This is a genomic window from Caulobacter sp. GW821-FHT09B08, from assembly GCF_059418225.1.
This window is the reverse complement of the sequence record NZ_JBWKPL010000006.1, coordinates 12,867-33,758: the sequence shown is the minus strand read 5'-3', so window position 1 is coordinate 33,758 and position 20,892 is coordinate 12,867. Positions and strand designations below refer to the sequence as shown.

The window sequence follows — 20,892 nt, the reverse complement described above, 5'->3', positions numbered from 1 at the left end:
GAAGACCTCGAGCACTGTCTTCGGTCGCACCCGACGTCTTCGAGAGGTTCCCATGCCGGACCCGCGCTTTTTTGAAGACCTGGGTCCGGTCACCCTCGCCGAACTGGCCGAGCTGAGCGGCGCTCGCCTGGCCGACCCGGCGGCGGGCCATCAGCGCATCTCGCACGTCGCGCCGCTGGAGAGCGCGGGCGAGGGCGCCGTCACCTTTCTTTCCGATCCCAAGCGCCTGGCCGATCTGGCCGGCCTGAACGGCGCGGCCTGCTTCCTGCGGCCCGACCATGCCGACAAGGCGCCGGCCGGCTGCGCCCTGCTGCTGACCAGCCATCCGCAGGCCGCCTGGGCCGCCGCCGCGCGCCGCCTGCACGCGCCTCGCCGCCACGACGGCGCATCCCACATCCATCCCGACAGCGAGTTGGAAGATGGCGTCGCGCCGGCGCCCGGCGTGGTGATCGGGCAGGGGGCCCGGATCGGCCGGGGAACCATCCTGGGGCCGGGCGTGGTGATCGGGCCGGGCGTGGCGGTCGGCCGCGACTGCCGGATCGGCGCCAACGCGGTGATCGGATTCGCCCTGATCGGCGACCGCGTGTCGATCCACGCCGGCGCGGTGATCGGCGAGGCCGGCTTCGGCGCGGCCGCCGGGCCTTCCGGCGTGGTCGACCTGCCTCAGCTGGGCCGGGTGATCCTGCAGGACGGGGTGACGATCGGCGCCAACAGCTGCGTGGATCGAGGCGCCTTCGGCGATACGACGATCGGCGAGAACACCAAGATCGACAATCTCGTCCACGTCGCCCACAACGTCCGGCTCGGGCGCAATTGCGTCGCCGCCGCCTATACGGGTATTTCCGGCAGTACGGTCGTGGGCGACGGAGTCGCGTTCGGCGGCAAGGCCGGCGTGGCCGACCATCTCGAGATCGGCGCGGGCGCCCAGATCGGCGCCTCGGCCTCGGTCTTCAAGGATGTGCCGGCCGGTGAAACATGGACAGGGTTTCCGGCGCGGCCGCTCAAGCGGTGGCTCCGAGAGACCGCATGGCTGTCGCGCAAGGCGGGCGGCCGGGGAACCAAGGGGCTAGAATGAGCCGATCCAAAGACGAAGAGCCCCAAGAGGCCAATATCGACATCGCCGAGATCCTGAACCGGATCCCGCACCGCTATCCGTTCTTGCTGGTCGATCGCGCCGAGGCCTATCGCCCGCACCAGTCGATCGTCGGCATCAAGTGCGTGACGATCAACGAGCCGTTCTTCCAGGGCCACTTCCCGGGCAATCCGGTGATGCCCGGCGTGCTGATCATCGAGGCCCTGGCCCAGACGGGCGCGGTGCTGATGAGCAAGTCGCTGGAGGTGGACACCGAAGGCAAGACCATCTTCTTCATGTCGGTCGACAACGCCCGCTTCCGCAATCCCGTGCGCCCCGGCGACGTGATCCGCATGGAGGTCGAGGTGGTCCGGGCCCGCTCAAGCATCTTCAAGTTCAAGGGCGTGGCCAAGGTCGGCGACAAGGTGGCCGCCGAGGCCGAATTCGCGGCCATGGTGGTGGAGACTCCCAAGGCATGACCAAGATCCATCCCACCGCCATCGTCGACTCTGCCGCCAAGCTGGCGGACGACGTCGAGATCGGGCCGTTCTGCATCGTCGGCCCGGACGTGACCCTGGGCGCGCGGGTGCGCCTGCTGTCGCACGTGGTGGTCGATGGCGTCACCACCATCGGCGAGGACACCGTCGTCCACGCCTTCTCGTCCCTGGGCGGTCCGCCCCAGCACCTGGGCTACAAGGGCGAGCGCACCGAGCTGCTCATCGGCCCGCGCAACGTCATCCGCGAACAGGTGACGATGAACACCGGCACCGCCACGGGGCGCGGCGTGACCACGGTCGGCGCCGACGGCTTCTACATGGCCGAGGCCCACGTGGCCCACGACTGCATCGTCGGCGACAACGTCGTCCTGGCCAAGGGCGCGACCCTGGGCGGCCACGTGGACGTCGGCAATTTCGTGTTCGTGGGCGGTCTGGCCGCCATCCACCAGTTCTCGCGCGTCGGCCGCTACAGCTTCATCGGCGGCCTGGCCGCGGTGACCAAGGACGTCATCCCCTACGGCTCGGTGTGGGGCAACCACGCCCACCTGGAAGGCCTGAACCTGGTCGGCCTCAAGCGTCGCGGCTTCTCGCGCGAGGCCATCAACGCCCTGCGTTCGGCCTATCGCATGATGTTCGCCGACGAAGGCACCTTCCAGGAGCGCCTGGACGACGCGGCCGAGACCTATGCCGCCATCCCCGAGGTGATGGAGATCGTCCAGTTCATCCGCGCCGACGGCAATCGCCCGCTTTGCCTGCCCGAGCGCGAGGTCTAGGAGAAGGGCCATGCGCAAGCTTGGTCTGATCGCCGGGGGCGGCTCCCTGCCCGTGGAATTGGCGGCTCACTGCGAGGCGGCCGGCCGGCCGTTCGCCGTGATGCGCCTGAAGTCGTTCGCCCTGCCGGTCCTGGAGCAATATCCCGGCGTCGAGGTCGGGCTGGGCGAGTTCGGCAAGGCGTTCAAGGCGTTGCGGGACGAGGGCTGCGAGGCGGTCTGCTTCGCCGGCGTCGTCGACCGTCCGGACTTTGCGACCCTCAAGCCCGATCTGCGCGGCCTGACCGTGATCCCGGGCCTGATCGGCGCCGCGCGCAAGGGCGACGACGCCCTGCTGCGCCGCGTGCTGTCGGAGTTCGAGAAGGAAGGCTTCGTCATCGAGGGCGCCCACGAGGTGCGCGGCGAGATGACCCTGCCGCGCGGCCCCCTAGGTAAGCACCGGCCCGCCGACCGCCACATCGCCGACATCGACCGGGCCCTGGACGTCGCCCGCGCCATCGGCGCGCTGGACGTGGGGCAGGGCGCCGTGGTCTGCGAGGGCCTGGTTCTGGCGGTCGAGGCCCAGGAGGGCACCGACGCCATGCTGCGCCGGGTCGCCGACCTGCCCCAGGCTATCCGGGGCAATGCCGAGGCCCCGCGCGGCGTCCTGGCCAAGGCGCCCAAGCCGATCCAGGAGACCAAGGTCGACCTGCCCACCATCGGCGTGGCCACCGTGCAGCGCGCGGCCCGCGCCGGCCTGGCGGGCGTGGTCGGCGAGGCCGGCCGCCTGCTGGTGGTCGACCGCGAGCAGGTGATCGCCTGCGCCGACGACCTGGGCCTGTTCGTCTACGGGGTCGAGCCCCGGTGATCCCGGGTCGGCCGCTGACCGTGATGCTGGTGGCGGCCGAGGCTTCGGGCGACGCCCTGGGCGCGGGCCTGGCCCGGACCCTGCGCGCGGGGCTCGGCGCCGACAAGGTGCGTTTCGTCGGGGTGGGCGGCGCCAAGATGGCGGCCGAGGGTATCGAGAGCCCCTTCGACATCGCCCAACTGTCGATCCTGGGCATCGTGGAGAGCCTGAAGGCCTATCCGCGCGCCATGGCCCGCCTGAAGGACACCCTGGCCCTGGCGGCCCGGGAAAAGCCCGACGTGGCGGTGCTGATCGACAGCTGGGGCTTCAACATCCGCCTGGCCAAGGCGCTGCGGAAGCAGGACCCCAAGCTGCCGCTGGTCAAGTACGTGGCGCCCCAGGTCTGGGCCTATCACGCCTCGCGCGCCAAGGACCTGGCCGGGGCGGTCGACCTGCTGCTGTCGATCCAGCCCATGGACAAGCCGTATTTCGACGCCACGGGCTTGCCCAACGTGTTCGTCGGCAATTCGGCCTTGGCCCGCGACTTCAGCCGCGCCGACCCGGCCCGCCTGCGCGCGGCGATCGGGGCGGGGGCGGACGAGGAGATCCTGCTGGTCCTGCCGGGCAGTCGTCCGTCGGAGATCGAGCGGGTCACGCCGCCGTTCGAGGACGCCGTGCGCCTGCTGAAGGCCCAGAGGCCTGGTCTGCACGTGGTGGTTCCGGCCGCCTACACCGTGGCCGAGGCGGTCAAGGCCCGCGTCGCCGCCTGGCCCTTCCGCGCCCATGTGATCGAGGACGAGAGCCTGAAGGACGACGCCATGGTCGCCGGCACGGTGGGTCTGGCCTGCAGCGGCACGGTGACCACCGAACTGGCCCTGGCCGGCTGCCCCATGGTGGTGGGCTACGTCACCAGCGGCCTGACCTACGCCCTGCTCAAGACCCTGTTCAAGCCGCGCTGGGTGACCCTGCTCAACATCGCCGCCCAGGAGACCATCGCGCCCGAACTGCTGCAGGCCGACTGCACCGGTCCGGCCTTGGCGGCCGAGGTGGCCAAGCGGCTGGACGATCCGGCCCTGCGAACAGTTCAGATCGCCGCCCAGAACCTGGCCCTGGACAAGATGGGGCGCGGGATGCCCGATCCCTCGGAGGCGGCCGCTTCGGCCCTCCTGGCGTTTCTGGAGGCCCGCTAGGCCGCCGCTTCGTCCGGCTGGGCGGCCTGAGCCCGCTCCAGCGCCGCGAACAGCGCGGTGACGTCGATGGGCTTGGCCACGTGGTCGTCGAAGCCGTCGGCCAGCAGGCCGCGCACCTGGTGGCTCATGGCGTTGGCGGTCAGGGCGACGATCCGGGTGCGTTGGCGACCGGCGGAAGCTTCCAGGCGACGGATCTCCTGGGTCGCGGCGACGCCGTCCATCACCGGCATGTGGACGTCCATCAGCACCACGTCCCAGTCGCTCTCGGACCAAGCCCGCACCGCCTGGGCGCCGTCCGCGACCAGGGTGGGCGAGATGCCGGCCTGATCCAGGATCGCCTTCAGCACCAGTTGATTGACCGGATTGTCCTCGGCGGCCAGCACCCGCAGCGGCGAGGGCGAGACGACGCGAGGCTCCACGGCCGGCGGCGCGATCTCGACGGCCGGGGCGGGGGTGAGACGGGCAGCCGGCAGGCGGATGGTGAAGGTCGAGCCCTGGTCGACGGCGCTGGCCACCGCGATGGTCCCATCCATCAGGGCGCACAGCTCGCGGCTGATCGCCAGACCCAGGCCCGTGCCGCCGTGGCGACGGGTGGTCGAGGCGTCCACCTGGCTGAACTTGTCGAATAGGCGGTCGAGGTTCTCGGGCGCCACGCCGACACCGGTGTCGGCCACCGCGATCTCCAGGTGCTCGCCGTCCACTCGCGCCGAAAGGCCGACGGAGCCGGTGTCGGTGAACTTCACGCTGTTGGACAACAGGTTGCCGATCACCTGGCGCAGCCGCTGGGCGTCGCCGTGATAGAGGCCCCGGATCTCGGGCGAGACGGCCAGGGTGCAGCGCAGGCCCTTCTCGATGGCCAGCACCGAGAAGGCGTGGTGGCAGCCGATCAGCAGGGCGGGCAGATCGAAGGCGACGGTCTCGACCTCCAGGCGGCCGGCCTCGATTTTCGACAGGTCCAGCACGTCGTTGAGGATCGCCGTCAGGCCCTCGCCGGACTGGCGGGCGATGTCCAGGCGCTCACGCTGGGCCGGGTCCAGGGGACCGGTCTGCATGACCTGCAGCATGCCCAGCACCCCGTTCAGCGGCGTGCGGATCTCGTGGCTCATGGTGGCCAGGAAGGTGGTCTTGGCGGCGTTGGCGGCGGCGGCCTCGGCCTCCTTCTCGCGGGCCACGGCCAGGGCCTGGACCAGCCTTTGCTCCACGGCGGCGCGATGCAGGGCGGCGACCAGCACATAGGCCAGGAAAGCGGCGGCGGCGACGAAGGCGATCGCGGCCTGGCCGGCGGACTCGCCCAGGGCGGGGTGCGACAGGGCCAGGATCGCGGTCAGCAGGACCGACAGCAGCGAGGCGCCGCCGATCAGGCGGGAAATCGGGAATTCGGCGGTGCTGCTCAGCGCCACCGCGCCCAGCATGGCGGCCCCGGCCACGGCGGCCGACCGGCTGCCGTCCACCACCAGGGTCAGCGGCAGCAGACCGTAGACGGTGGTGTAGACCAGGGTGACGCCGGCGAAGATCCATTCCTGGCGTCGATGCGGCGTTCCGGTGCGGTCGATCCAGCGGCACAGGATCTGGTTGACGATCAGGAAGGCGCCGACGGCCGCCAGCCAGCCGACGATCAGCCGGACGTCCAGCCAGATGGTCGAGCCCGCGGCGGCCACCAGCGACATCGGCAGGATGGTCTTCAGATCACGGCGCCGATGCGCGGTAATGCCCGTCCAGGCCGATGATGGGGACGCGATCGTCAAGCCCGAACTCCGAAGCAACGGCGTTAATGTCGGGCCACCGCGTTAAGCAAGCCTTTAAGAACCGCTTCATGGCTCTCGGCTAGGTTGGTTTGTCGGCGAATCTCACCCGCCGGTCCGGAGCTCGCGCGTGCCGATCTTCTCGATCGCCCCCTTGTCGCCCGTGACACCGTCCACCCCGATCAACCGGGCTGACTTGGCGGCCGATCTCGCGCGGGTCGCGGTGATCCAGACGACCGAGACCCTGGGCGCGATGATCGACCAGTCTCAGGGCCAGATCGCCCAGTCCGGTCACGACGCCGTGGGCGAGGGCGAGGCCAGCCGCGCCAAGGCCGCCGAGGCCCTCAAGGCCGCCGCGCCCGACCTTCAGCCCGAGACACCCGCCCGCGCCGTCGCGGTGGCGGCCGGCCGCGCCGCCGCCCGCCAGGCCGGCCTCGCGCCCCTGATGGCCGACATGGCCCAGGCCGCCGCCGAACCCGCCGTGCCGGCCAGGGTCAAGGACGCCATCGCCCAGGTCATGGCGCTCGGCGCCCGCATGGACGGCCAGATCAGCGGCCCGGAGATCCGCCAGGCCCTGCAGCGCTCGGGCCTGTTCCTGGAAGCCCGCCTGGCCGCCGCGACGCCGGACGCCGAGGCCCAGCGCGCGCCGACCGGCACCCTGACCGCGCCGCCCCGGGTGGTCCCGACGCCTACGCCCAACAGCGACATGAAGGCCGCGCTGCTGGTGTTCCGCGAGGTGGTCAAGACATGGATGGACGCAACGCCTCCGGCTTCCGCCCAGGCGGGGGGCGCACTGAACCCAGCCGCCACGGCCGCCGCCGCCTCGGCGCAACTGGCCGATCGCGGCACGCCCCAGGCCATGGCCGCGACGTCCTCGACCTCGCCCGCGCCGGTCGGCGCCCCTCTGGACGTGGAGAACGCCGCGCCGCCGGTCGAAGCCGAGGTTCAGGAGCCGTCCGCGCGACCGACGCAGACTCCGCCGTCGGCAAGCGCCACGCCCGAGAAATTGCCGGCCAGCGTCTGGCCCAATCTGGGGACGCGACCGGCCCCGCCCAGCCAGGCCGGCGTCCAGCCCGCGTCCTTGCCGGCTTTCGGCGCCATCGAGGCCGAGGATTTCCCGCCCTTGCCGGTCTCGACCCGTGCGCCATCGGCGGCGGTCGCGGCCTATGGCGGTCCGGGGATCGGCGCTGGTCCGGCGTCCCAGACCCCGCCGCCCTATGCCGGCGCTCCGACCCACGCCCAGGCGGCCGCCCAGTCGGGTCTCCAGCCCGGCGCCGATCCCCACGCCATCGGCCAGCGCCTGTTGACCGAGACCGGCGCGGCCTTGGCCCGAACGGAGCTGCTGCAGATCGCCTCGCTGCCCGAGCCCCAGGTTCCAGGAAGGCCTCCCGAAAGTCAGGGCGCGCGTTGGGTGTTCGACGTGCCGTTCATGACGCCTCAGGGCCCGGCCGCCGCCCAGTTCGAGATCAGCCGCGACGGCGGTGGCGGCGCGGGTGGCGGGGAGGGCGGTCCGACCCCGGCCCGCACCTGGCGCGCGCGGTTCTCCCTGGATGTCGAGCCGATGGGACCGGTGCATGTGCAGGTGGCCCTGACCGGCGATCTGGCCCGTGTGTCGCTGTGGGCCGAGCGTCCGGCCAGCATGGCGCGTCTGCGCGACGGCGAGGACCGCCTGGGCAGCGCCCTGCGCGAGGCGGCCCTGGAGCCCGAGATCGCCTTCCATGCCGGCCAGCCGCGCGCCTCGGCCGCCGCGCCGGGCCAGTTCCTGGATCAGGCCACATGACAAGCGCGATCCGCTCATCAGGGCCGCGCATTGCGGTGGCCCTCCGCTACGACGAGCCCAGCGCGCCGCGCGTAGTGGCCACGGGACGCGGCTGGGTCGGCGACAAGATCGTCGAGACCGCCCGCGAGCACGGCGTGCCCATCGAGGAGAACCCGGCGCTGGCCCAGGCTCTGTCGACCATCGAACTGGACGAGGAGATCCCCGAGGCGCTCTACGTGGCCGTGGCGGAGATCCTCGGGTTCATTCTGCGCCAAGGCCGGTAGGGCGCTTTCGCAGCGCGCCCACTTGCCCCCACCTGACCGCTTCGCGGTCTGTCCGCCCCCGTAGGGGGCGGAGGACGCCTGCGCAAACCGTCCTCTTCCCCCTACGGGGGAAGGAGGGCCGAAGGCCCGAAGGGGGCAAGTGGTAGCCGCGACTAGCTCGCCGCCAGGGCGCCTTCGATAGCCTCGACCACCCGGGGATCGTCCACCGTCACGTCCGGCGCGAACCGCCCGACGACCGTCCCGTCGCGGCCCACCAGGAACTTCTCGAAGTTCCAGACCACGTCGCTGGGGCCGCCGGTCTCGATGCCGAAGCCCTTGAGCCGCTCGCGCATGGCGCCGTCGCCGGTGGCCGTGGGCTGGGCGGCGATCAGGCCCTGGTACAGGGGGTGGGTGTCCTCGCCCGTGACGCTGATCTTGGAGAACATCGGGAAGGTGACGTCGTAGGTCGTCGAGCAGAAGTCGGCGATCTCCTCGTCGGTGCCCGGCTCCTGGCCCTTGAAGTTGTTGGCGGGGAAGCCCAGCACCTCCAGGCCGGCGGCCTGCTTGTCGCGATAGAGCGCCTCCAGCCCCTCGTACTGCTTGGTCAGGCCGCACTTGGAGGCGACATTGACCACCAGCAGCACCTTGCCCTGGAAGTCGCCCAGGGTGGCGGGCGCGCCGTCGATGCGCTTGAGGGGGATGTCTTGGATGTCGCTCATCGGGAGGCTCCGCTGGTTTGGAGCGGCAGCCTAGCCGCCGGCCCGCCGAAGCTCCATCGCCTATGAGTAAAGATCGCGGGCAAAGAAAAAGGCCCCGCTTTCGCGAGGCCTCTTCCAGTCCGGCGATGCCGAAGCGCTTAGCCGCGCTTGTCGACCGGCACGTAGTCGCGCTGCGTGGCGCCCGTGTAGAGCTGACGCGGGCGGCCGATCTTGCGGGTGGGGTCTTCGAACATTTCCTTCCACTGGCTGATCCAGCCCACGGTGCGGGCCAGGGCGAACAGCACGGTGAACATGTTGGTCGGGAAGCCCATCGCCCGCAGGGTGATGCCCGAGTAGAAGTCGATGTTCGGATAGAGCTTGCGGTCGATGAAGTACTGGTCGCTGAGGGCGACCTTTTCCAGCTCCATGGCCACTTGCAGCAGCGGGTCGTTGATGCCCAGCTGCTCCAGCACCTCGTAGCAGGTCTTCTGCATGACCTTCGCGCGCGGGTCGAAGTTCTTATACACGCGGTGGCCGAAGCCCATCAGCTTGTACTTGCGGTCCTTCACGCCCTGCACATAGGCGGGGATGTTCTCGACCGAGCCAATCTCTTCCAGCATCTCCAGGGCTTCCTGGTTGGCGCCGCCGTGCGACGGGCCCCAGAGGCAGGCGATGCCGGCGGCGATGCAGGCGAACGGGTGGGCGCCCGACGAACCGGCCAGACGGACGGTCGAGGTCGAGGCGTTCTGCTCGTGGTCGGCGTGCAGGATGAAGATGCGGTCCATGGCGCGGGTCAGGACGGGGTTGGGCACCCAGTCCTCGGCCGGCACCGAGAAGCACATGCGCAGGAAGTTTTCCGAGTACGACAGCTCGTTGCGCGGCGTCACGAACGGACGGCCCTGCGAGTACTGGAAGGCGCGCGCGGCGATGGTCGGCATCTTGGCGATCAGGCGATGGGCGCTGATCTCGCGCTGCTTGGGATCGTCGACGTTCAGGCTGTCGGCGTAGAAGGCCGACAGGGCGCCGACCGCGCCGGTCATCACCGCCATCGGGTGGGCGTCGCGGCGGAAGCCCTGGAAGAAGGTGTCGAACTGGGCGTGCAGCATCGTGTGGTAGGTGATGTTGCGTTCGAACTTGGTGAATTCATCGGCCGTCGGCAGTTCGCCGTTCAGCAGCAGGTGGCAGACCTCGAGGAACGAGGACTTCTCGGCCAGCTGGTCGATGGGATAGCCGCGGTGCAGCAAAACGCCGGCGTCGCCGTCGATATAGGTGATCTTGCTCTCGCACGACGCGGTCGAGGTGAAGCCCGGATCGAAGGTGAAGTGGTCGGAGTCGCCGTACAGCTTTCGCACGTCCAGGACGTCCGGACCCGTGCTGCCCTTGAGGATCGGCAGGTCGTAGTTCTTGTCGCCGATCGTCAGCGTGGCTTTGTCGGTCATGCGGGAGACCCCTTCAAATATGGAACGGTCGGTCCAGTTTTCGATTTCGCGGTTGCGTTATAGCGCCTCATGCGCGCGACGCCAGGGCGTCGTCAAGGCGCCCCAGAGACTCCTCGCGACCTAGCGCCGTCATGATCTTGTTCAGGTCGGGGGCCTGAGACCCTCCGGTGAGGATTCCACGCAGCGAGGGACCGAACTTGCCGAAGCCCACGCCCTCGGATTCCGCGAAGGATTTCAACAGGGTTTCCAGCTCCGACACGCCCCAGACCGGCGCCGCGCCCAGGGCCGCGCGCAGGCGCGTCAGCCGCTCGACGGTCTCGTCGGTCAGTTGCTTGACGGTCTTCTCCTCCAGGGTCAGCGGACGCACCTTCAGGGCGAAGGCGCAGTGCTCGGCCAACTCCAGGATGGTCTTGGCGCCTTCCTTGACCTGCGGGACGGTGGCCAGCAGGCGCGCGGGGGCGTCGGCCGGCAGCTCGGCCTTCGCGGCCTGCAGGGCCTTGAGGGTCAGGTCGGCCAGGCGGGCGTCGTCGGCCTGGCGCAGGTGCTGGCCGTTGATGAAGTTCAGCTTGGCCCAGTCCAGGCGGGCGGGGGCCTTGACCACGTCCTTGACGTCGAACCAGCTGATCGCCTGCTCGTCGGTGAAGACCTCGTCGTCGCCGTGGCCCCAGCCCAGGCGGGCCAGGTAGTTGCGCATGCCTTCGGGGATGTAGCCCATGTCGGCGAACTCGCCGACGGCCTGGGCGCCGTGGCGCTTGGACAGCTTGGCGCCGTCCGGGCCGTGGATCAGCGGGATGTGGCCGAAGACCGGCACGTCCCAGCCCATGGCCTGATAGATCAGGGTCTGGCGGGCGGCGTTGTTCAGGTGGTCGTCGCCCCGGATCACATGGGTGACGCCCATGTCGTGGTCGTCGACCACCACGGCCAGGTTATAGGTCGGGGCGCCGTCGGCGCGCAGCAGCACCAGGTCGTCCAGGTCGGCATTGTTGAACGTGACCGGACCCTTGACCTGGTCGTCGACCAGGGTCGTGCCCTCGGTCGGGCCCTTGAAGCGGATCACGTGCGGGGCGCTGGGATCGGCGGGTGGCGGGGCGTCGCGCCAGGGCGAGCGCAGGGCCGGGCCGCCGGCGCGGGCCAGCTCGCGGGCCGCCGCCAGTTCCTCGACGGTCATCCAGCAGCGATAGGCGCGGCCGGCCTCCAGCATCTGCTGCACCACCTCGACGTGACGCGGCGCGCGGGTGTGCTGGAAGATCACTTCTTCGTCGGCCTTCAGGCCCAGCCAGTCCAGCCCTTCGAAGATCGCGGCGACGGCGGCTTCGGTGGAACGCTCGCGATCGGTGTCCTCGACGCGAACAAGGAACTTCCCACCCGTATGGCGTGCATATAACCAGTTGAACAGCGCCGTGCGCGCGCCGCCGATGTGCAGGAAGCCGGTCGGCGACGGGGCGAAGCGGGTGACGACGCCAGAAGTGGTCGTGGGGGAATTGGTCATCGGGATCAAGGCTGACGGACTGGAGGCCACGGACGTGGCGAGGACGCCACCGGACATGTCCGGTGGTTGGGCGGGGCGTCTTAGCACGTGGATTCGGACCCGTCCTAGTCCGGCGAAGATCGCCGCCTCGCTATGGCGCGAGATCGGCGCCAATCGCGAGCGCTGGATGCTGTGGTCGCCGGTGGCGTTCGGCCTGGGCGCGGCGGGCTATCTGGAGCTGAAGGCCGAGCCGTCGGTGTGGTGGCTGGCGACGGCGGGGCTGGCGGTTCTGGCCTGGGCGGTCGGGCGTCGCTCCAGCCAAGGCGTGTCCGTGCTCCTGGTGCTGGCGACCTTCCTGGCGGCCGGGGCGCTGGCGGGCAAGATCAGGTCCGACGCCGTCGCCGCGCCGATCCTGCGCGGCGAGCGGGCGGTGATGACCATCGAGGGCTTCGTGGTCGACGTGGTCAGCCCGGGGGCGGGCGGGCCGCGCCTGCTGATCGCCCCGGTCGAGATCAGCCGTCTGGCGCCCGAAGACACGCCCAAGCGGGTGCGGGTCACGGTCGACGCCGACGACGTGCCCGCGCCGGGCCAGGCGATCCGCCTGCGGGCCATGCTGGGACCGCCGCCGCCGCCGGCCGCACCGGGCGCCTACGACTTCGCCCGCGACGCCTGGTTCCACGGCGTGGGCGGCGTCGGTTTCGCCATCGGCGAGGCCCGGCCCGCCGACCTGGACCCGCCGCCCTGGCGGCTGCGCCTGGCCATGGCGGTCAACGCCCTGCGCTGGCGGCTGGCCAGCCGCATCGTCCAGGACATGGGCGTGGAGCAGGGCGGGATCGCCGCGGCCATGGTCACGGGTCACGAGGCCTGGATCACCAAGGAACAGACCGAAGCCATGCGCGCCTCGGGCCTGGCCCACATCCTGTCGATCTCGGGCCTGCACATGGCCATCGTCGGCGGCTTCCTGTTCGGCCTGGTGCGGGTCGGGATCGCCGCCTGGCCGTGGGCTGCCCTGCGGGTTCCGGGCAAGAAGGTCGCGGCCCTGGCGGGGCTGGCGGCCGTGGGGACCTATCTGGTGATCTCCGGTGCGCCGCCGCCGGCCCTGCGCGCGGCGATCACCGCCACCGTGGCCTTCGCCGCCATTCTGTTCGACCGCCAGGCCATCACCCTGCACGGCCTGGCCATGGCGGCCCTGATCATCCTGGCGGTGCAGCCCGAGTCGGCCGGGGCACCCGGCTTCCAGATGTCGTTCGCCGCCACCGCCGCCCTCGTAGCCCTGGCCGAGGCCTGGCCGCGTCCGGTGCGGGAGATCTCCACGCCCTGGTGGATCCGGGCCATCCAGGGCGGAGCCGGCTGGCTGGCGGTCAGCATCGGGGCCAGTTTCGTGGCCGGCATGGCCACCGGACCGTTCGCCATGCAGCACTTCAACCGCGTGGCCGTCTGGGGGCTGCCTGCCAATCTGATGGTCGCGCCGCTGTCGTCGTTCGTGATCATGCCGTTCCTGGCCATCGGCGCGGCGCTTGAACCGTTCGGCCTGGGCCGACCGTTCCTGGCCGTGGCCGGCTTGGGCATCGGGGCGATGATGCGGATCGCCGAGGGCTTCGCGGGGCTCGGCGGGGCCCAGCAGGTGGTGGCCAGCGGGCCGCCGTTCACCCTGGCCCTGGCGTTCGTGGGGCTGATGCTGCTGTGCCTATGGCGCGGGCGGCTGCGCTGGCTGGGCCTGCCGCTCGCCCTGGCGGTGGCCCTGTGGCCGCGTCCGCCGGCGCCCGACGTCTGGATCGCTCCGGACGGGACCACGGCGGCCGTGCGCCAGGGCAGGGAGGCCGTGCTCCTGCGTCCCGACGCCCGCCGGTTCGGAGCCGAGCTGTGGAGCCGGCGGCGAGGCCTGGCCGTGCCGGCCGACGCGACGCCCAGCCGGTTCTACGCCTGCGACCGCCGCTCCTGCGCGCCCGCGTCCGGCGCGCCGGTTGCCCTGGCCCTGTCGTGGACCAAGGCCGCGCCGGACTGGGAAACCTTGGCGGCGATGTGCGCACGGGCCGAGATCGTCGTGGTGCGCGGCTGGGCGCCCGTCCGGCCGCCGGCCTGCCGCGACCGCGTGGTGCTGGACGCCGCCGATTTCGAGGCGGGCGGCGCGGCCGAACTCTATCGCCGCGACGGCGACTGGTGGATCGTCTGGGCTCAGCCGCTGCGGGGCGTGCGGCCGTGGACGGGCTCCGGGCGGGACCTGGCGGACAGTTAGGCGTTAGGTCGGGGAACGGACGCGGAGACGGGCATGGAACGGCAAGGCGGCTGCGCCTGCGGAGCGGTGCGATACGTGGCCAGCGGCGGGCCGCTGCGGGTGGGGCTGTGCCACTGCCTGACCTGCCGCAAGCGCCACGGCGCGCCCTGCAACGCCTTCGTCGTCTTCCGGGTCGACAGGGTGCGGATCGAGGGAGCGACCCAGCCCTGGGCCATCGGCGAAGGGCACGGCGTCAGCCACGGCTGCGCGACCTGCGGCTCGCCCCTCTTCTGGACGACGGCCTCGTGGCTCGAGGACGGGCAGGGCGACGGCGAGATCGAGATCCACCTGGGCGGCCTGGACGAAACCGGCCAGTTCGCTCCGCAGTACGAAGTCTGGGTCAAGCGCCGCGAACCGTGGATGCTCCCGCTGAACGTGCCGCAATATGTGGAGAACCGGCCGGCGGGGATGGCGACCTAGGCCCAGCCAACCCGGCCCTCCGAGCAGAGCCACTCTTCTATGTGGTAGGATTGTACCTTTCAACCGAAAGGCTACGCTTGCGCGTAGTGGGAGAGCACAATGAGGCTATTCCGGGCAGTCAAGAAGCATGGCCTCGTCGGCGCCGGCAAGTTGGCTGTGATGCACATCCGCAGGCCAGTAAACCTAGCTGTAAGCAGAGCGCTTAAACTTAAAGCTGTCCGGTCGGAGTACGGAATCTGGATGCGGGCAAATTGGGGTGACACCACCTTCAATTACTGTGTGCGTGGGTCCTATGGGCGCTTCCTGTCCGATCTTCTTCGAAATCAGCGAAGCGAGTTCGTGTTTCTAGACATTGGAGCCAATCAAGGGCTCTATGCCTTGGTCGCAGCGAAGAACAGATACTGCGTTCGCGCAGTCGCGTTTGAACCTGTCAGGGCTACGTTCCAGCTTTTGCAGGACAACATTGGGCTAAACCGCGCAACTCGCGTCATTGCCTGCAACTATGGCATCTCCTCGTCAGACGAGACGCTCCAGATATCAGTCAGTGCTGCACACAGCGGGGCTGCGTCGATCCACCACAAGCCCGACGGCAGTTCGTACCAGCAGATCGAGGTGCGGACGGGCGACGCCATTTCCGAACACATCATCGAAGCCCTGCCGATCATTGTGAAGGTGGATACCGAGGGGCACGAGGCTCTGGTGATCGAGCAGTTGATGGCGTCGTCGTTTGTCGCGGATATCCAGGCGGTGTTCTACGAGGTCGACGAGAGCTGGGTTAACCCGGCGGACATAGAAGGCGCTCTCAGGGCGCAAGGGTTTTCGAACTTCAAGAAGGTGCGATCAGGCACGCACTACGACGTTCTGGCGACCCGGTGACGCCAGGTCCGCCGCCCTAGGGCAGCGTCCGGGTTGCACCCCCCACCCCTAAATCGAATGGGGACCCCCGACAGCGGACCTTCCGGCCGTCCCCAACGGGCGGGGAGCGGACGTTGCTTGGCTTACTCCGAGCGCAACGCGGCAAGCGCCGCTAGATCGGGCATCTGGCCGTAGTCGGTTGCGAAAACCTCAGACGACGTTCGCGCCCATTCCAGCACGGACGCCTCGCCCTCGATCCAACTGGCGAACCCTCGGGCCTGCCACGAGTAACCCTCGGCATTGGCCAACTCGAACAGCTTCTCAACAAAGCGCTCAGCTATCGACTGCCCCCAAGACAGCGCTGCGTCGGCCGAAGGGGCATCGATCCAAACGATTCATCATCCCAGCCGCCGTCACGATTGGCGGCGAACTCATCGGGGCTCTCAAATCCAAATCTGAACAGGTAGCGCATATGCGACCATAGAGCCGACGCTGCCGAGTTCCGCAACGGGTCGAAAGCCGAAGTTGGCCACTGGTTACGGACAGTCAGATCACTACCGCGAGCAAAGGGCTGTGTTGGTCGACATCGGCCCTGGAGCGCGAGGCCGCCTCAGTTGACGTCGATCCCGTGGTTTCGGGCGTTGCCCCAGCTGTAGTGGAGCTCCACCCACAGGCGGCGGCCAGCGACCACGGCGCCGTGCTTGTCCCTGCCGTGGACCTTTACGCGGGAAAGCACCTGCTGGGTGGCGGCTTCGAAGCCCTGGTCGGCGGGGGTGACGCGCGCGAGGTCGCAGTCTTTCAGTCGGCCCGTGGGGTCGATGGCGCAGGTCGCATAGGCCCAGCCGGAGAGGCCGGCCTGGATCGCGGATCGCGGATAGAAGCGCTTGATCGCCTCGGGATCCGAACGCAGCGCCACGTCTTCGACGCGCAGCACGTTCGCCGGCGGGGTCGGATGGGCGGCCGGCGTCGCCTGCAACATAAGGATCAACGACAGCATCCGCTCCCCCAAGCTTTGTGCGCCTGGGCCGACTGAAGCGCGCTGGTGGAGAGGCGTCAACCCTGGGTTAGGGTGACGCCGCCTCGTCCTTAGTGGTAGCGGCGGATCAGGCCTACCAGCTTGCCCTGCACCTCGACCTGGTCGGGGCCGAAGATACGGGTCTCGTACTTGGGATTGGCCGCTTCCAGGGCGATGGAGCCGCCCTTCTTGCGCAGGCGCTTGAGGGTGGCTTCCTCTCCCACCAGGGCCACGACGATCTCGCCGCTGTTGGCGGTGTCGCCCTTCTTGATGATGACGTAGTCGCCGTCGAGGATGCCGGCCTCGATCATCGAGTCACCCTGGACCTCCAGCACGTAGTGCTCACCACCGCCCAGCATGGTCTCGGGCACCGGCAGGCGCTCGCGTTCGTGCTGGATGGCGTCGATGGGGGTGCCGGCGGCGATGCGCCCCAGGATCGGCAGTTCGCGCGTGTTGTCGGCGGCGATGGCCGGAGCGGGCAGGGACGGGGCCTGACCGCCGCCCTCGACCACCTGGGGCTTGAAGGTTCCTCGGCCCTTGGGTGGCGACGCCGTCGTGGCCTGCTGGGGCAGCTTGACCACCTCCAGCGCGCGGGCGCGGTGGGCCAGGCGGCGGATGAAGCCGCGCTCTTCCAGCGCCGTGATCAGCCGGTGAATGCCCGACTTGGACGCCAGGTCCAGCGCCTCCTTCATCTCGTCGAAGGAGGGGGAGACGCCGGTCTCCTTGATCCGTTCGTGGATGAACATCAGCAGCTCGTGCTGCTTGCGCGTAAGCATGTCCGGCCTCGCCAGTCGTCGCGGAACAAACCGCTAACCTCTGTAAATGTTCTCTAGGTGTTCTTCGTTAATGTCAAGTTGACGAGACGACCCTTGTTCGCTGTAGCTTGCGAGGCCTGCAACCTCGCGGGGAGCGCCTGTCTTGATCGATCATGCCTGGATCCTGGACGCCGGTTGGCCGCGCGCTTTCTGGGGCAGCTACCTGGTCTTCGGCCTGTTCGAGACCTGGGTCTGGCTGCGCGACCGGCGGGCGGCCAGCGGGGCGAGCGCCGACAAGGGCAGCCTGCGGGCCGTGGTGCTGGTGATCGTCGCCGGGGTCTTCGCCGCCTTCTACGTCTCGCATGCCGTTGAATTTGCTCGGATCGTCGCCTGGAAGCCCGAGCTGCGGGCCCTGGCGCTGGTCTTGATCTGGGGCGGCCTGGCGCTGCGGCTCTGGGCCATCCTGACCCTGGGCGCCTTCTTCCGGGTGACAGTGCATCTGCAGGATGGGCACCGGATGATCACCACGGGGCCTTATCGCATCGTGCGCAATCCGGCCTATCTGGGCAGCCTGACGACCCTGGTCGGCTTCGGGCTGGGCCTGGGCAACTGGCTGTCGGTGCTGGTCCTGTTCCTGGCCGGTCTGATCGCCTTCGGCTGGCGGATCCGGGTGGAGGACGCGGCCCTGACCGCCCGATTCGGCGAGGAGCACCGGGCCTACCGCAAGCGCAAGGCGGCGCTGATTCCGTTCGTCTGGTAGGGCGGGGCGACTCGCCGAGCCGCCCCTTTCCCCGTTCAGGCCAATTCCAGGGTCTTGGCCTGCGGTTGGTGGGAGTCCAGCGCCGTGTTCGGGTCGGCCAACTGGGTCACCGCATTGGCGAAGCCCAGATACTCGGCCGCGAAGTTCGGCGGCAGGATCTCGACCAGCCAAGTGTTCTCGACCCAGATCTCGACCACGTGGAAGTGGCCGCCGCGATCGCAGACGAAGGCGTCCCAGCCCTTGGCCTGGGCGCGGGCCAGGACATCGACCTCCGCCATATCGACGCTGAGGGCGAAGTGGGTGGGCGAGCGGCGGTCGGCGCCTTCCGGCTGGCGCACGAACACCGTGCCGGGCTCGCCGTTGGCGACCATGACGCAGCCGGCCGGATAGATCTCCAGGGCGGTGCCGCGGCCGTCGGCCTTGAACACCATGTAGCTACCGGGGTTCGGCGGGAAGTCGACGACGACGCCGCCCATCAGGTCGGCGAAGAACTCGGCCGCGCCCTGGGGGTCTTCGGCGCTGACGGAGAGGTGGTGGATCATGGGATTTCCTTGGATTTGGACGCGAGCGTTCGCGCGCCGGCGGTGGGGGCCGCCGGCTGAAACGCTCATGATTTCGATGTTCACTGATCGACGTTACGCGCCGAGGCCGCGCGATGTAGGGGCGCGCGGACGTCGCCTCAACTTACAAGGCTGTCATGAAGCCGATTTAATCCAGGGTAGGTGGTGGTCAGCCCTTGGCGGGGCGACGTCGACGCGGGACGCGGACCACGGCCTCGCCGTCCATGATCAGGTCCTCGTCGACCAGACCCTCGCAGCGCAGGGTGACCCGGGCGCTGGCCTCGTCGATGGCCGAGACGGTCACGCGCGCGATCACCGTGTCGCCGATCCGCACCGGCCGGTGGAAGGCCAGGGTCTGGGACAGGTATATCGCCCCGGCGCCCGGCAGGATCGTTCCGACCACGGCCGATCCGAACGAGGCCGACAGCAGGCCGTGGGCGATTCGACCGCGATAGGCGGTCTTGGACGCGAAGGCCTCGTCCATGTGCACGGGGTTGAAGTCGTCGGAAGCCTCGGCGAACCGGGCAATGCGCTCTTCGGTGACGGCCACGCGCTTCTCGGCGGTCATGCCGACGAAGAGCTCTTCCAGGATGTAGCCGCCGGATTCGTGAGGTTGGATCATAGCGCGCGGTTAGCCCTCATGCGGCGGCGTGGCCAGTAAAAACGCACGCCGGAACGCCGGTCTTGGTCTTCGCTCAGTCCGTGAGCGCGTCCTGGCCCAGCAGGGCCTTGGTCGCCGAGGCCACGTCGGCCTGGCGCATCAGGCTCTCGCCCACCAGCATGGCCTTGGCCCCGGCCGCTTCCATGCGCACCGCGTCGGCGGCGACGAAGAGGCCGCTTTCGGTGACCAGCAGGGCGTCCTGAGGCGCCTGGGCGGCCAGGCGTTCGGTGACGGCCAGATCGACCACGAAGCTCTTCAGGTCGCGGTTGTTGATCCCCACCAGGGTCGAGCCCAGCTTGCCGGCCCGCTCCATCTCGGCCTCGTCGTGCACCTCGACCAGGGCGTCCATGCCCAGGCGGGCGGCCTCGGCCATCAGGTCGGCGGCCAGGGCGTCGTCGATCATGGCCAGGATCACCAGGATGGCGTCGGCGCCCAGGGCGCGGCTCTCGGCCACCTGCCAGGGATCCACCAGGAAGTCCTTGCGGATGCAGGGCAGGGCGACGGCGGCGCGGGCGTCGATCAGATAGCCGTCGGCGCCCTGAAAGCTGGGGCCGTCGGTCAGGATCGACAGGCAGGCCGCGCCGCCATTGGCATAGGCGCGGGCCAGGGCGGGCGGGTCGAAGTCGGCGCGGATCAGGCCCTTGGATGGCGAGGCCTTCTTGATCTCGGCGATCAGGGCCAGCTTGCCGGGGGCGTGATGAGTCTCCAGGGCCGCCTTGAAACCGCGCGGGCTGGAAGCGGCCTTGGCGGCGTTGTCGACCTGGGCGAACGAACGGCGACGCTTACGATCGGCCACGTCCTCGCGCTTGTAGGCGGCGATCTTGGCGAGGATGTCGGTCATGCGGTCACTGCTTCAGAGTTCGTGGCGGCCACCAGGCCATCGAGCGCGGCCCTGGCGCGGCCGTCGTCCAGCACGGCGCCGGCCAGTTCGACGCCCTCGCGCAGGGTCTCGACCTTGTCGGCCACCAGGAAGGCGGCGGCGGCGTTCAGCATGACGATGTCGCGATAGGCGCCCGTCTTGCCGTCCAGCAGCTCGCGCAGGGCTTGGGCGTTATAGGCGGGCTCGCCGCCGGTGATGTCGGCCAGGGCCGCGCGGGGCAGGCCCACGGCTTCCGGGGTGATCGTGAAGAGGCGCAGGGCGCCGTCGCGCCATTCGGCCACCTCGGTCTCGCCGGTGGTGGTCAGTTCGTCCATGCCGGCCCCGTGCACCGACCAGGCGCGCTCGGCCCCCAGGGCGCCCAGGGCCTTGGCCACCGGCTCGACGAAGCGATGGGCCGAGACGCCCACCACCTGCCGCCTGGCGCCGGCCGGATTGGTCAGCGGACCCAGCAGGTTGAAGATGGTGCGGAAGCCCAGCTGCTGGCGGATCGGCGAGACGTGCTTCATCGCCCCGTGGTGCGACTGGGCGAACAGGAAGCAGATGCCGGCCGTATCCAGCGCGTGGCGCTGCTGGGCCAGGCTGGCGTCGATATTGACGCCCAGGGCCGCGAGCACGTCGGCGGTGCCGGACTTGCTGGTGATCGCCCGGTTGCCGTGCTTGGCCACCTTCAGCCCGCCGCCGGCGGCGACGAAGCCCACGGCGGTGGAGATGTTCAGGGTGTGCAGGCCATCGCCGCCGGTGCCGCAGACGTCGACGACGTCATACGGGTGCTCCAGGTGGATGGCCGCCCGGCGCATGGCGCGGGCGCAGGCGGTGATCTCGCCCACGGTCTCGCCGCGCAGGCGCATGGCGGTGACCGCCGCGGCCACCTGGGCGGGCGAGGGCTCGCCGCGCAGGCAGGCGGCGAAGAAGATCTCGGCGTCGTCCTCGTCGAGGGTCTGGCCGTCGGCCAGCTTGGCCAGCAGGGGCTTGAAGGCGTCCGACATG

Annotated in this window: 21 protein-coding genes; 11 read left to right on the top strand and 10 right to left on the bottom strand. The window is 69.8% G+C overall.

The window, feature by feature from the left end; translation table 11 throughout:
* The first annotated feature begins 52 nt into the window (after positions 1–52).
* The 5 genes from lpxD to lpxB are packed head-to-tail and all read left to right on the top strand — an operon-like array spanning position 53 to position 4,355.
* Complete coding sequence (gene lpxD / locus AC07OA_RS17110) at positions 53–1,075, top strand: UDP-3-O-(3-hydroxymyristoyl)glucosamine N-acyltransferase (RefSeq protein WP_494665022.1); 1,023 nt, start codon at positions 53–55, stop codon at positions 1,073–1,075.
* A complete protein-coding gene (gene fabZ, locus AC07OA_RS17105) occupies positions 1,072–1,551 on the top strand; it encodes a 3-hydroxyacyl-ACP dehydratase FabZ (protein WP_494665021.1) in 480 nt (159 codons plus the stop codon). The genes lpxD and fabZ overlap by 4 nt, the downstream gene beginning before the upstream one ends.
* Positions 1,548–2,342 carry an acyl-ACP--UDP-N-acetylglucosamine O-acyltransferase gene (gene lpxA / locus AC07OA_RS17100; RefSeq protein WP_494665020.1) on the top strand — a complete coding sequence of 265 codons (795 nt, stop codon included), beginning with the start codon at positions 1,548–1,550 and terminating at the stop codon, positions 2,340–2,342. Before fabZ ends, lpxA begins: the two co-directional genes overlap by 4 nt.
* Before the next feature lie 10 nt (positions 2,343–2,352).
* Positions 2,353–3,186 (top strand): UDP-2,3-diacylglucosamine diphosphatase, encoded by an 834-nt coding sequence (lpxI, locus tag AC07OA_RS17095; RefSeq protein ID WP_494665019.1) that lies wholly within the window; start codon positions 2,353–2,355, stop codon positions 3,184–3,186.
* Positions 3,183–4,355, top strand: a complete 1,173-nt coding sequence (lpxB, locus tag AC07OA_RS17090; protein ID WP_494665018.1) for a lipid-A-disaccharide synthase — start codon at positions 3,183–3,185, stop codon at positions 4,353–4,355. The genes lpxI and lpxB overlap by 4 nt, the downstream gene beginning before the upstream one ends.
* Here lpxB and AC07OA_RS17085 read toward each other — a convergent pair.
* Positions 4,352–6,100: an ATP-binding protein gene (locus tag AC07OA_RS17085; RefSeq protein WP_494665017.1), complete on the bottom strand. Its 1,749-nt coding sequence runs from the start codon at positions 6,098–6,100 to the stop codon at positions 4,352–4,354. The two genes, lpxB and AC07OA_RS17085, sit on opposite strands and share 4 nt — an antisense overlap.
* 127 nt (positions 6,101–6,227) lie before the next feature.
* Here AC07OA_RS17085 and fliK point away from each other — a divergent pair, with 127 nt between their 5' ends.
* Both fliK and AC07OA_RS17075 read left to right on the top strand, forming a co-directional pair.
* Positions 6,228–7,877, top strand: a complete 1,650-nt coding sequence (gene fliK, locus AC07OA_RS17080) for a flagellar hook-length control protein FliK (protein WP_494665016.1) — start codon at positions 6,228–6,230, stop codon at positions 7,875–7,877.
* Positions 7,874–8,140, top strand: a complete 267-nt coding sequence (locus tag AC07OA_RS17075; RefSeq protein WP_494665015.1) for an EscU/YscU/HrcU family type III secretion system export apparatus switch protein — start codon at positions 7,874–7,876, stop codon at positions 8,138–8,140. Before fliK ends, AC07OA_RS17075 begins: the two co-directional genes overlap by 4 nt.
* Positions 8,141–8,292: 152 nt before the next feature.
* Here AC07OA_RS17075 and AC07OA_RS17070 read toward each other — a convergent pair whose 3' ends face one another.
* The 3 genes from AC07OA_RS17070 to gltX form a co-directional block, all read right to left on the bottom strand.
* Positions 8,293–8,838, bottom strand: coding sequence for a glutathione peroxidase (locus AC07OA_RS17070; RefSeq protein ID WP_494665014.1), 546 nt, complete (start codon positions 8,836–8,838; stop codon positions 8,293–8,295).
* A 137-nt stretch (positions 8,839–8,975) separates the two neighbouring features.
* On the bottom strand, positions 8,976–10,256 hold the full coding sequence (gene gltA / locus AC07OA_RS17065) for a citrate synthase (RefSeq protein ID WP_494665013.1): 1,281 nt from the start codon (positions 10,254–10,256) through the stop codon (positions 8,976–8,978).
* A gap of 67 nt (positions 10,257–10,323) precedes the next feature.
* Entirely contained in the window at positions 10,324–11,745 is a 1,422-nt protein-coding gene (gene gltX, locus AC07OA_RS17060) for a glutamate--tRNA ligase (protein ID WP_494665012.1), read from the bottom strand.
* 55 nt (positions 11,746–11,800) lie between these two features.
* On the opposite strand from gltX, the gene AC07OA_RS17055 reads away from it, so the two are divergent.
* The 3 genes from AC07OA_RS17055 to AC07OA_RS17045 all read left to right on the top strand — a co-directional run bounded on the left by AC07OA_RS17055 (position 11,801) and on the right by AC07OA_RS17045 (position 15,295).
* Entirely contained in the window at positions 11,801–13,960 is a 2,160-nt protein-coding gene (locus tag AC07OA_RS17055) for a ComEC/Rec2 family competence protein (protein ID WP_494665011.1), read from the top strand.
* A 33-nt stretch (positions 13,961–13,993) separates the two neighbouring features.
* A complete protein-coding gene (locus AC07OA_RS17050; RefSeq protein WP_494665010.1) occupies positions 13,994–14,419 on the top strand; it encodes a GFA family protein in 426 nt (141 codons plus the stop codon).
* Positions 14,420–14,518: 99 nt separating this feature from the next.
* Entirely contained in the window at positions 14,519–15,295 is a 777-nt protein-coding gene (locus AC07OA_RS17045; protein WP_494665009.1) for an FkbM family methyltransferase, read from the top strand.
* A gap of 589 nt (positions 15,296–15,884) precedes the next feature.
* Here AC07OA_RS17045 and AC07OA_RS17040 read toward each other — a convergent pair.
* Together AC07OA_RS17040 and lexA are read right to left on the bottom strand one after the other, a co-directional pair.
* A complete protein-coding gene (locus AC07OA_RS17040) occupies positions 15,885–16,271 on the bottom strand; it encodes an energy transducer TonB (protein WP_494665008.1) in 387 nt (128 codons plus the stop codon).
* An 89-nt stretch (positions 16,272–16,360) separates the two neighbouring features.
* Positions 16,361–17,065, bottom strand: a complete 705-nt coding sequence (lexA, locus tag AC07OA_RS17035) for a transcriptional repressor LexA (protein WP_494665007.1) — start codon at positions 17,063–17,065, stop codon at positions 16,361–16,363.
* A 142-nt stretch (positions 17,066–17,207) separates the two neighbouring features.
* Between lexA and AC07OA_RS17030 the strand changes: the two genes are divergently transcribed.
* The gene (locus AC07OA_RS17030) at positions 17,208–17,804 is read left to right on the top strand and encodes a methyltransferase family protein (RefSeq protein ID WP_494665006.1); all 597 of its coding nucleotides are present in this window, start codon (positions 17,208–17,210) and stop codon (positions 17,802–17,804) included.
* A 35-nt stretch (positions 17,805–17,839) separates the two neighbouring features.
* On the opposite strand, the gene AC07OA_RS17025 is transcribed toward AC07OA_RS17030, so the two are convergent.
* From AC07OA_RS17025 to trpD, 4 genes are all read right to left on the bottom strand, one after another.
* Positions 17,840–18,346, bottom strand: coding sequence for a VOC family protein (locus AC07OA_RS17025; protein WP_494665005.1), 507 nt, complete (start codon positions 18,344–18,346; stop codon positions 17,840–17,842).
* Between the two features lie 187 nt (positions 18,347–18,533).
* Positions 18,534–18,986, bottom strand: coding sequence for a MaoC family dehydratase (locus AC07OA_RS17020; protein ID WP_494665004.1), 453 nt, complete (start codon positions 18,984–18,986; stop codon positions 18,534–18,536).
* 73 nt (positions 18,987–19,059) lie between these two features.
* Positions 19,060–19,866 (bottom strand): indole-3-glycerol phosphate synthase TrpC, encoded by an 807-nt coding sequence (trpC, locus tag AC07OA_RS17015; protein ID WP_494665003.1) that lies wholly within the window; start codon positions 19,864–19,866, stop codon positions 19,060–19,062.
* Positions 19,863–20,891, bottom strand: coding sequence for an anthranilate phosphoribosyltransferase (gene trpD, locus AC07OA_RS17010; RefSeq protein WP_494665002.1), 1,029 nt, complete (start codon positions 20,889–20,891; stop codon positions 19,863–19,865). The genes trpC and trpD overlap by 4 nt, the downstream gene beginning before the upstream one ends.
* Between the last annotated feature and the right edge of the window lies 1 nt (position 20,892).

Coding starts and splice junctions, on each gene's coding strand:
- lpxA (WP_494665020.1), top strand. CDS start 1,548: ATGACCAAGATCCATCCCACCGCCATCGTCGACTCTGCCGCCAAGCTG.
- AC07OA_RS17025 (WP_494665005.1), bottom strand. CDS start 18,346: ATGATCCACCACCTCTCCGTCAGCGCCGAAGACCCCCAGGGCGCGGCC.
- AC07OA_RS17020 (WP_494665004.1), bottom strand. CDS start 18,986: ATGATCCAACCTCACGAATCCGGCGGCTACATCCTGGAAGAGCTCTTC.
- fabZ (WP_494665021.1), top strand. CDS start 1,072: ATGAGCCGATCCAAAGACGAAGAGCCCCAAGAGGCCAATATCGACATC.
- lexA (WP_494665007.1), bottom strand. CDS start 17,065: ATGCTTACGCGCAAGCAGCACGAGCTGCTGATGTTCATCCACGAACGG.
- gltA (WP_494665013.1), bottom strand. CDS start 10,256: ATGACCGACAAAGCCACGCTGACGATCGGCGACAAGAACTACGACCTG.
- trpC (WP_494665003.1), bottom strand. CDS start 19,866: ATGACCGACATCCTCGCCAAGATCGCCGCCTACAAGCGCGAGGACGTG.
- AC07OA_RS17040 (WP_494665008.1), bottom strand. CDS start 16,271: ATGCTGTCGTTGATCCTTATGTTGCAGGCGACGCCGGCCGCCCATCCG.
- AC07OA_RS17045 (WP_494665009.1), top strand. CDS start 14,519: ATGAGGCTATTCCGGGCAGTCAAGAAGCATGGCCTCGTCGGCGCCGGC.
- AC07OA_RS17075 (WP_494665015.1), top strand. CDS start 7,874: ATGACAAGCGCGATCCGCTCATCAGGGCCGCGCATTGCGGTGGCCCTC.
- trpD (WP_494665002.1), bottom strand. CDS start 20,891: ATGTCGGACGCCTTCAAGCCCCTGCTGGCCAAGCTGGCCGACGGCCAG.
- lpxI (WP_494665019.1), top strand. CDS start 2,353: ATGCGCAAGCTTGGTCTGATCGCCGGGGGCGGCTCCCTGCCCGTGGAA.
- gltX (WP_494665012.1), bottom strand. CDS start 11,745: ATGACCAATTCCCCCACGACCACTTCTGGCGTCGTCACCCGCTTCGCC.
- lpxD (WP_494665022.1), top strand. CDS start 53: ATGCCGGACCCGCGCTTTTTTGAAGACCTGGGTCCGGTCACCCTCGCC.
- AC07OA_RS17070 (WP_494665014.1), bottom strand. CDS start 8,838: ATGAGCGACATCCAAGACATCCCCCTCAAGCGCATCGACGGCGCGCCC.
- AC07OA_RS17055 (WP_494665011.1), top strand. CDS start 11,801: ATGTCCGGTGGTTGGGCGGGGCGTCTTAGCACGTGGATTCGGACCCGT.
- AC07OA_RS17050 (WP_494665010.1), top strand. CDS start 13,994: ATGGAACGGCAAGGCGGCTGCGCCTGCGGAGCGGTGCGATACGTGGCC.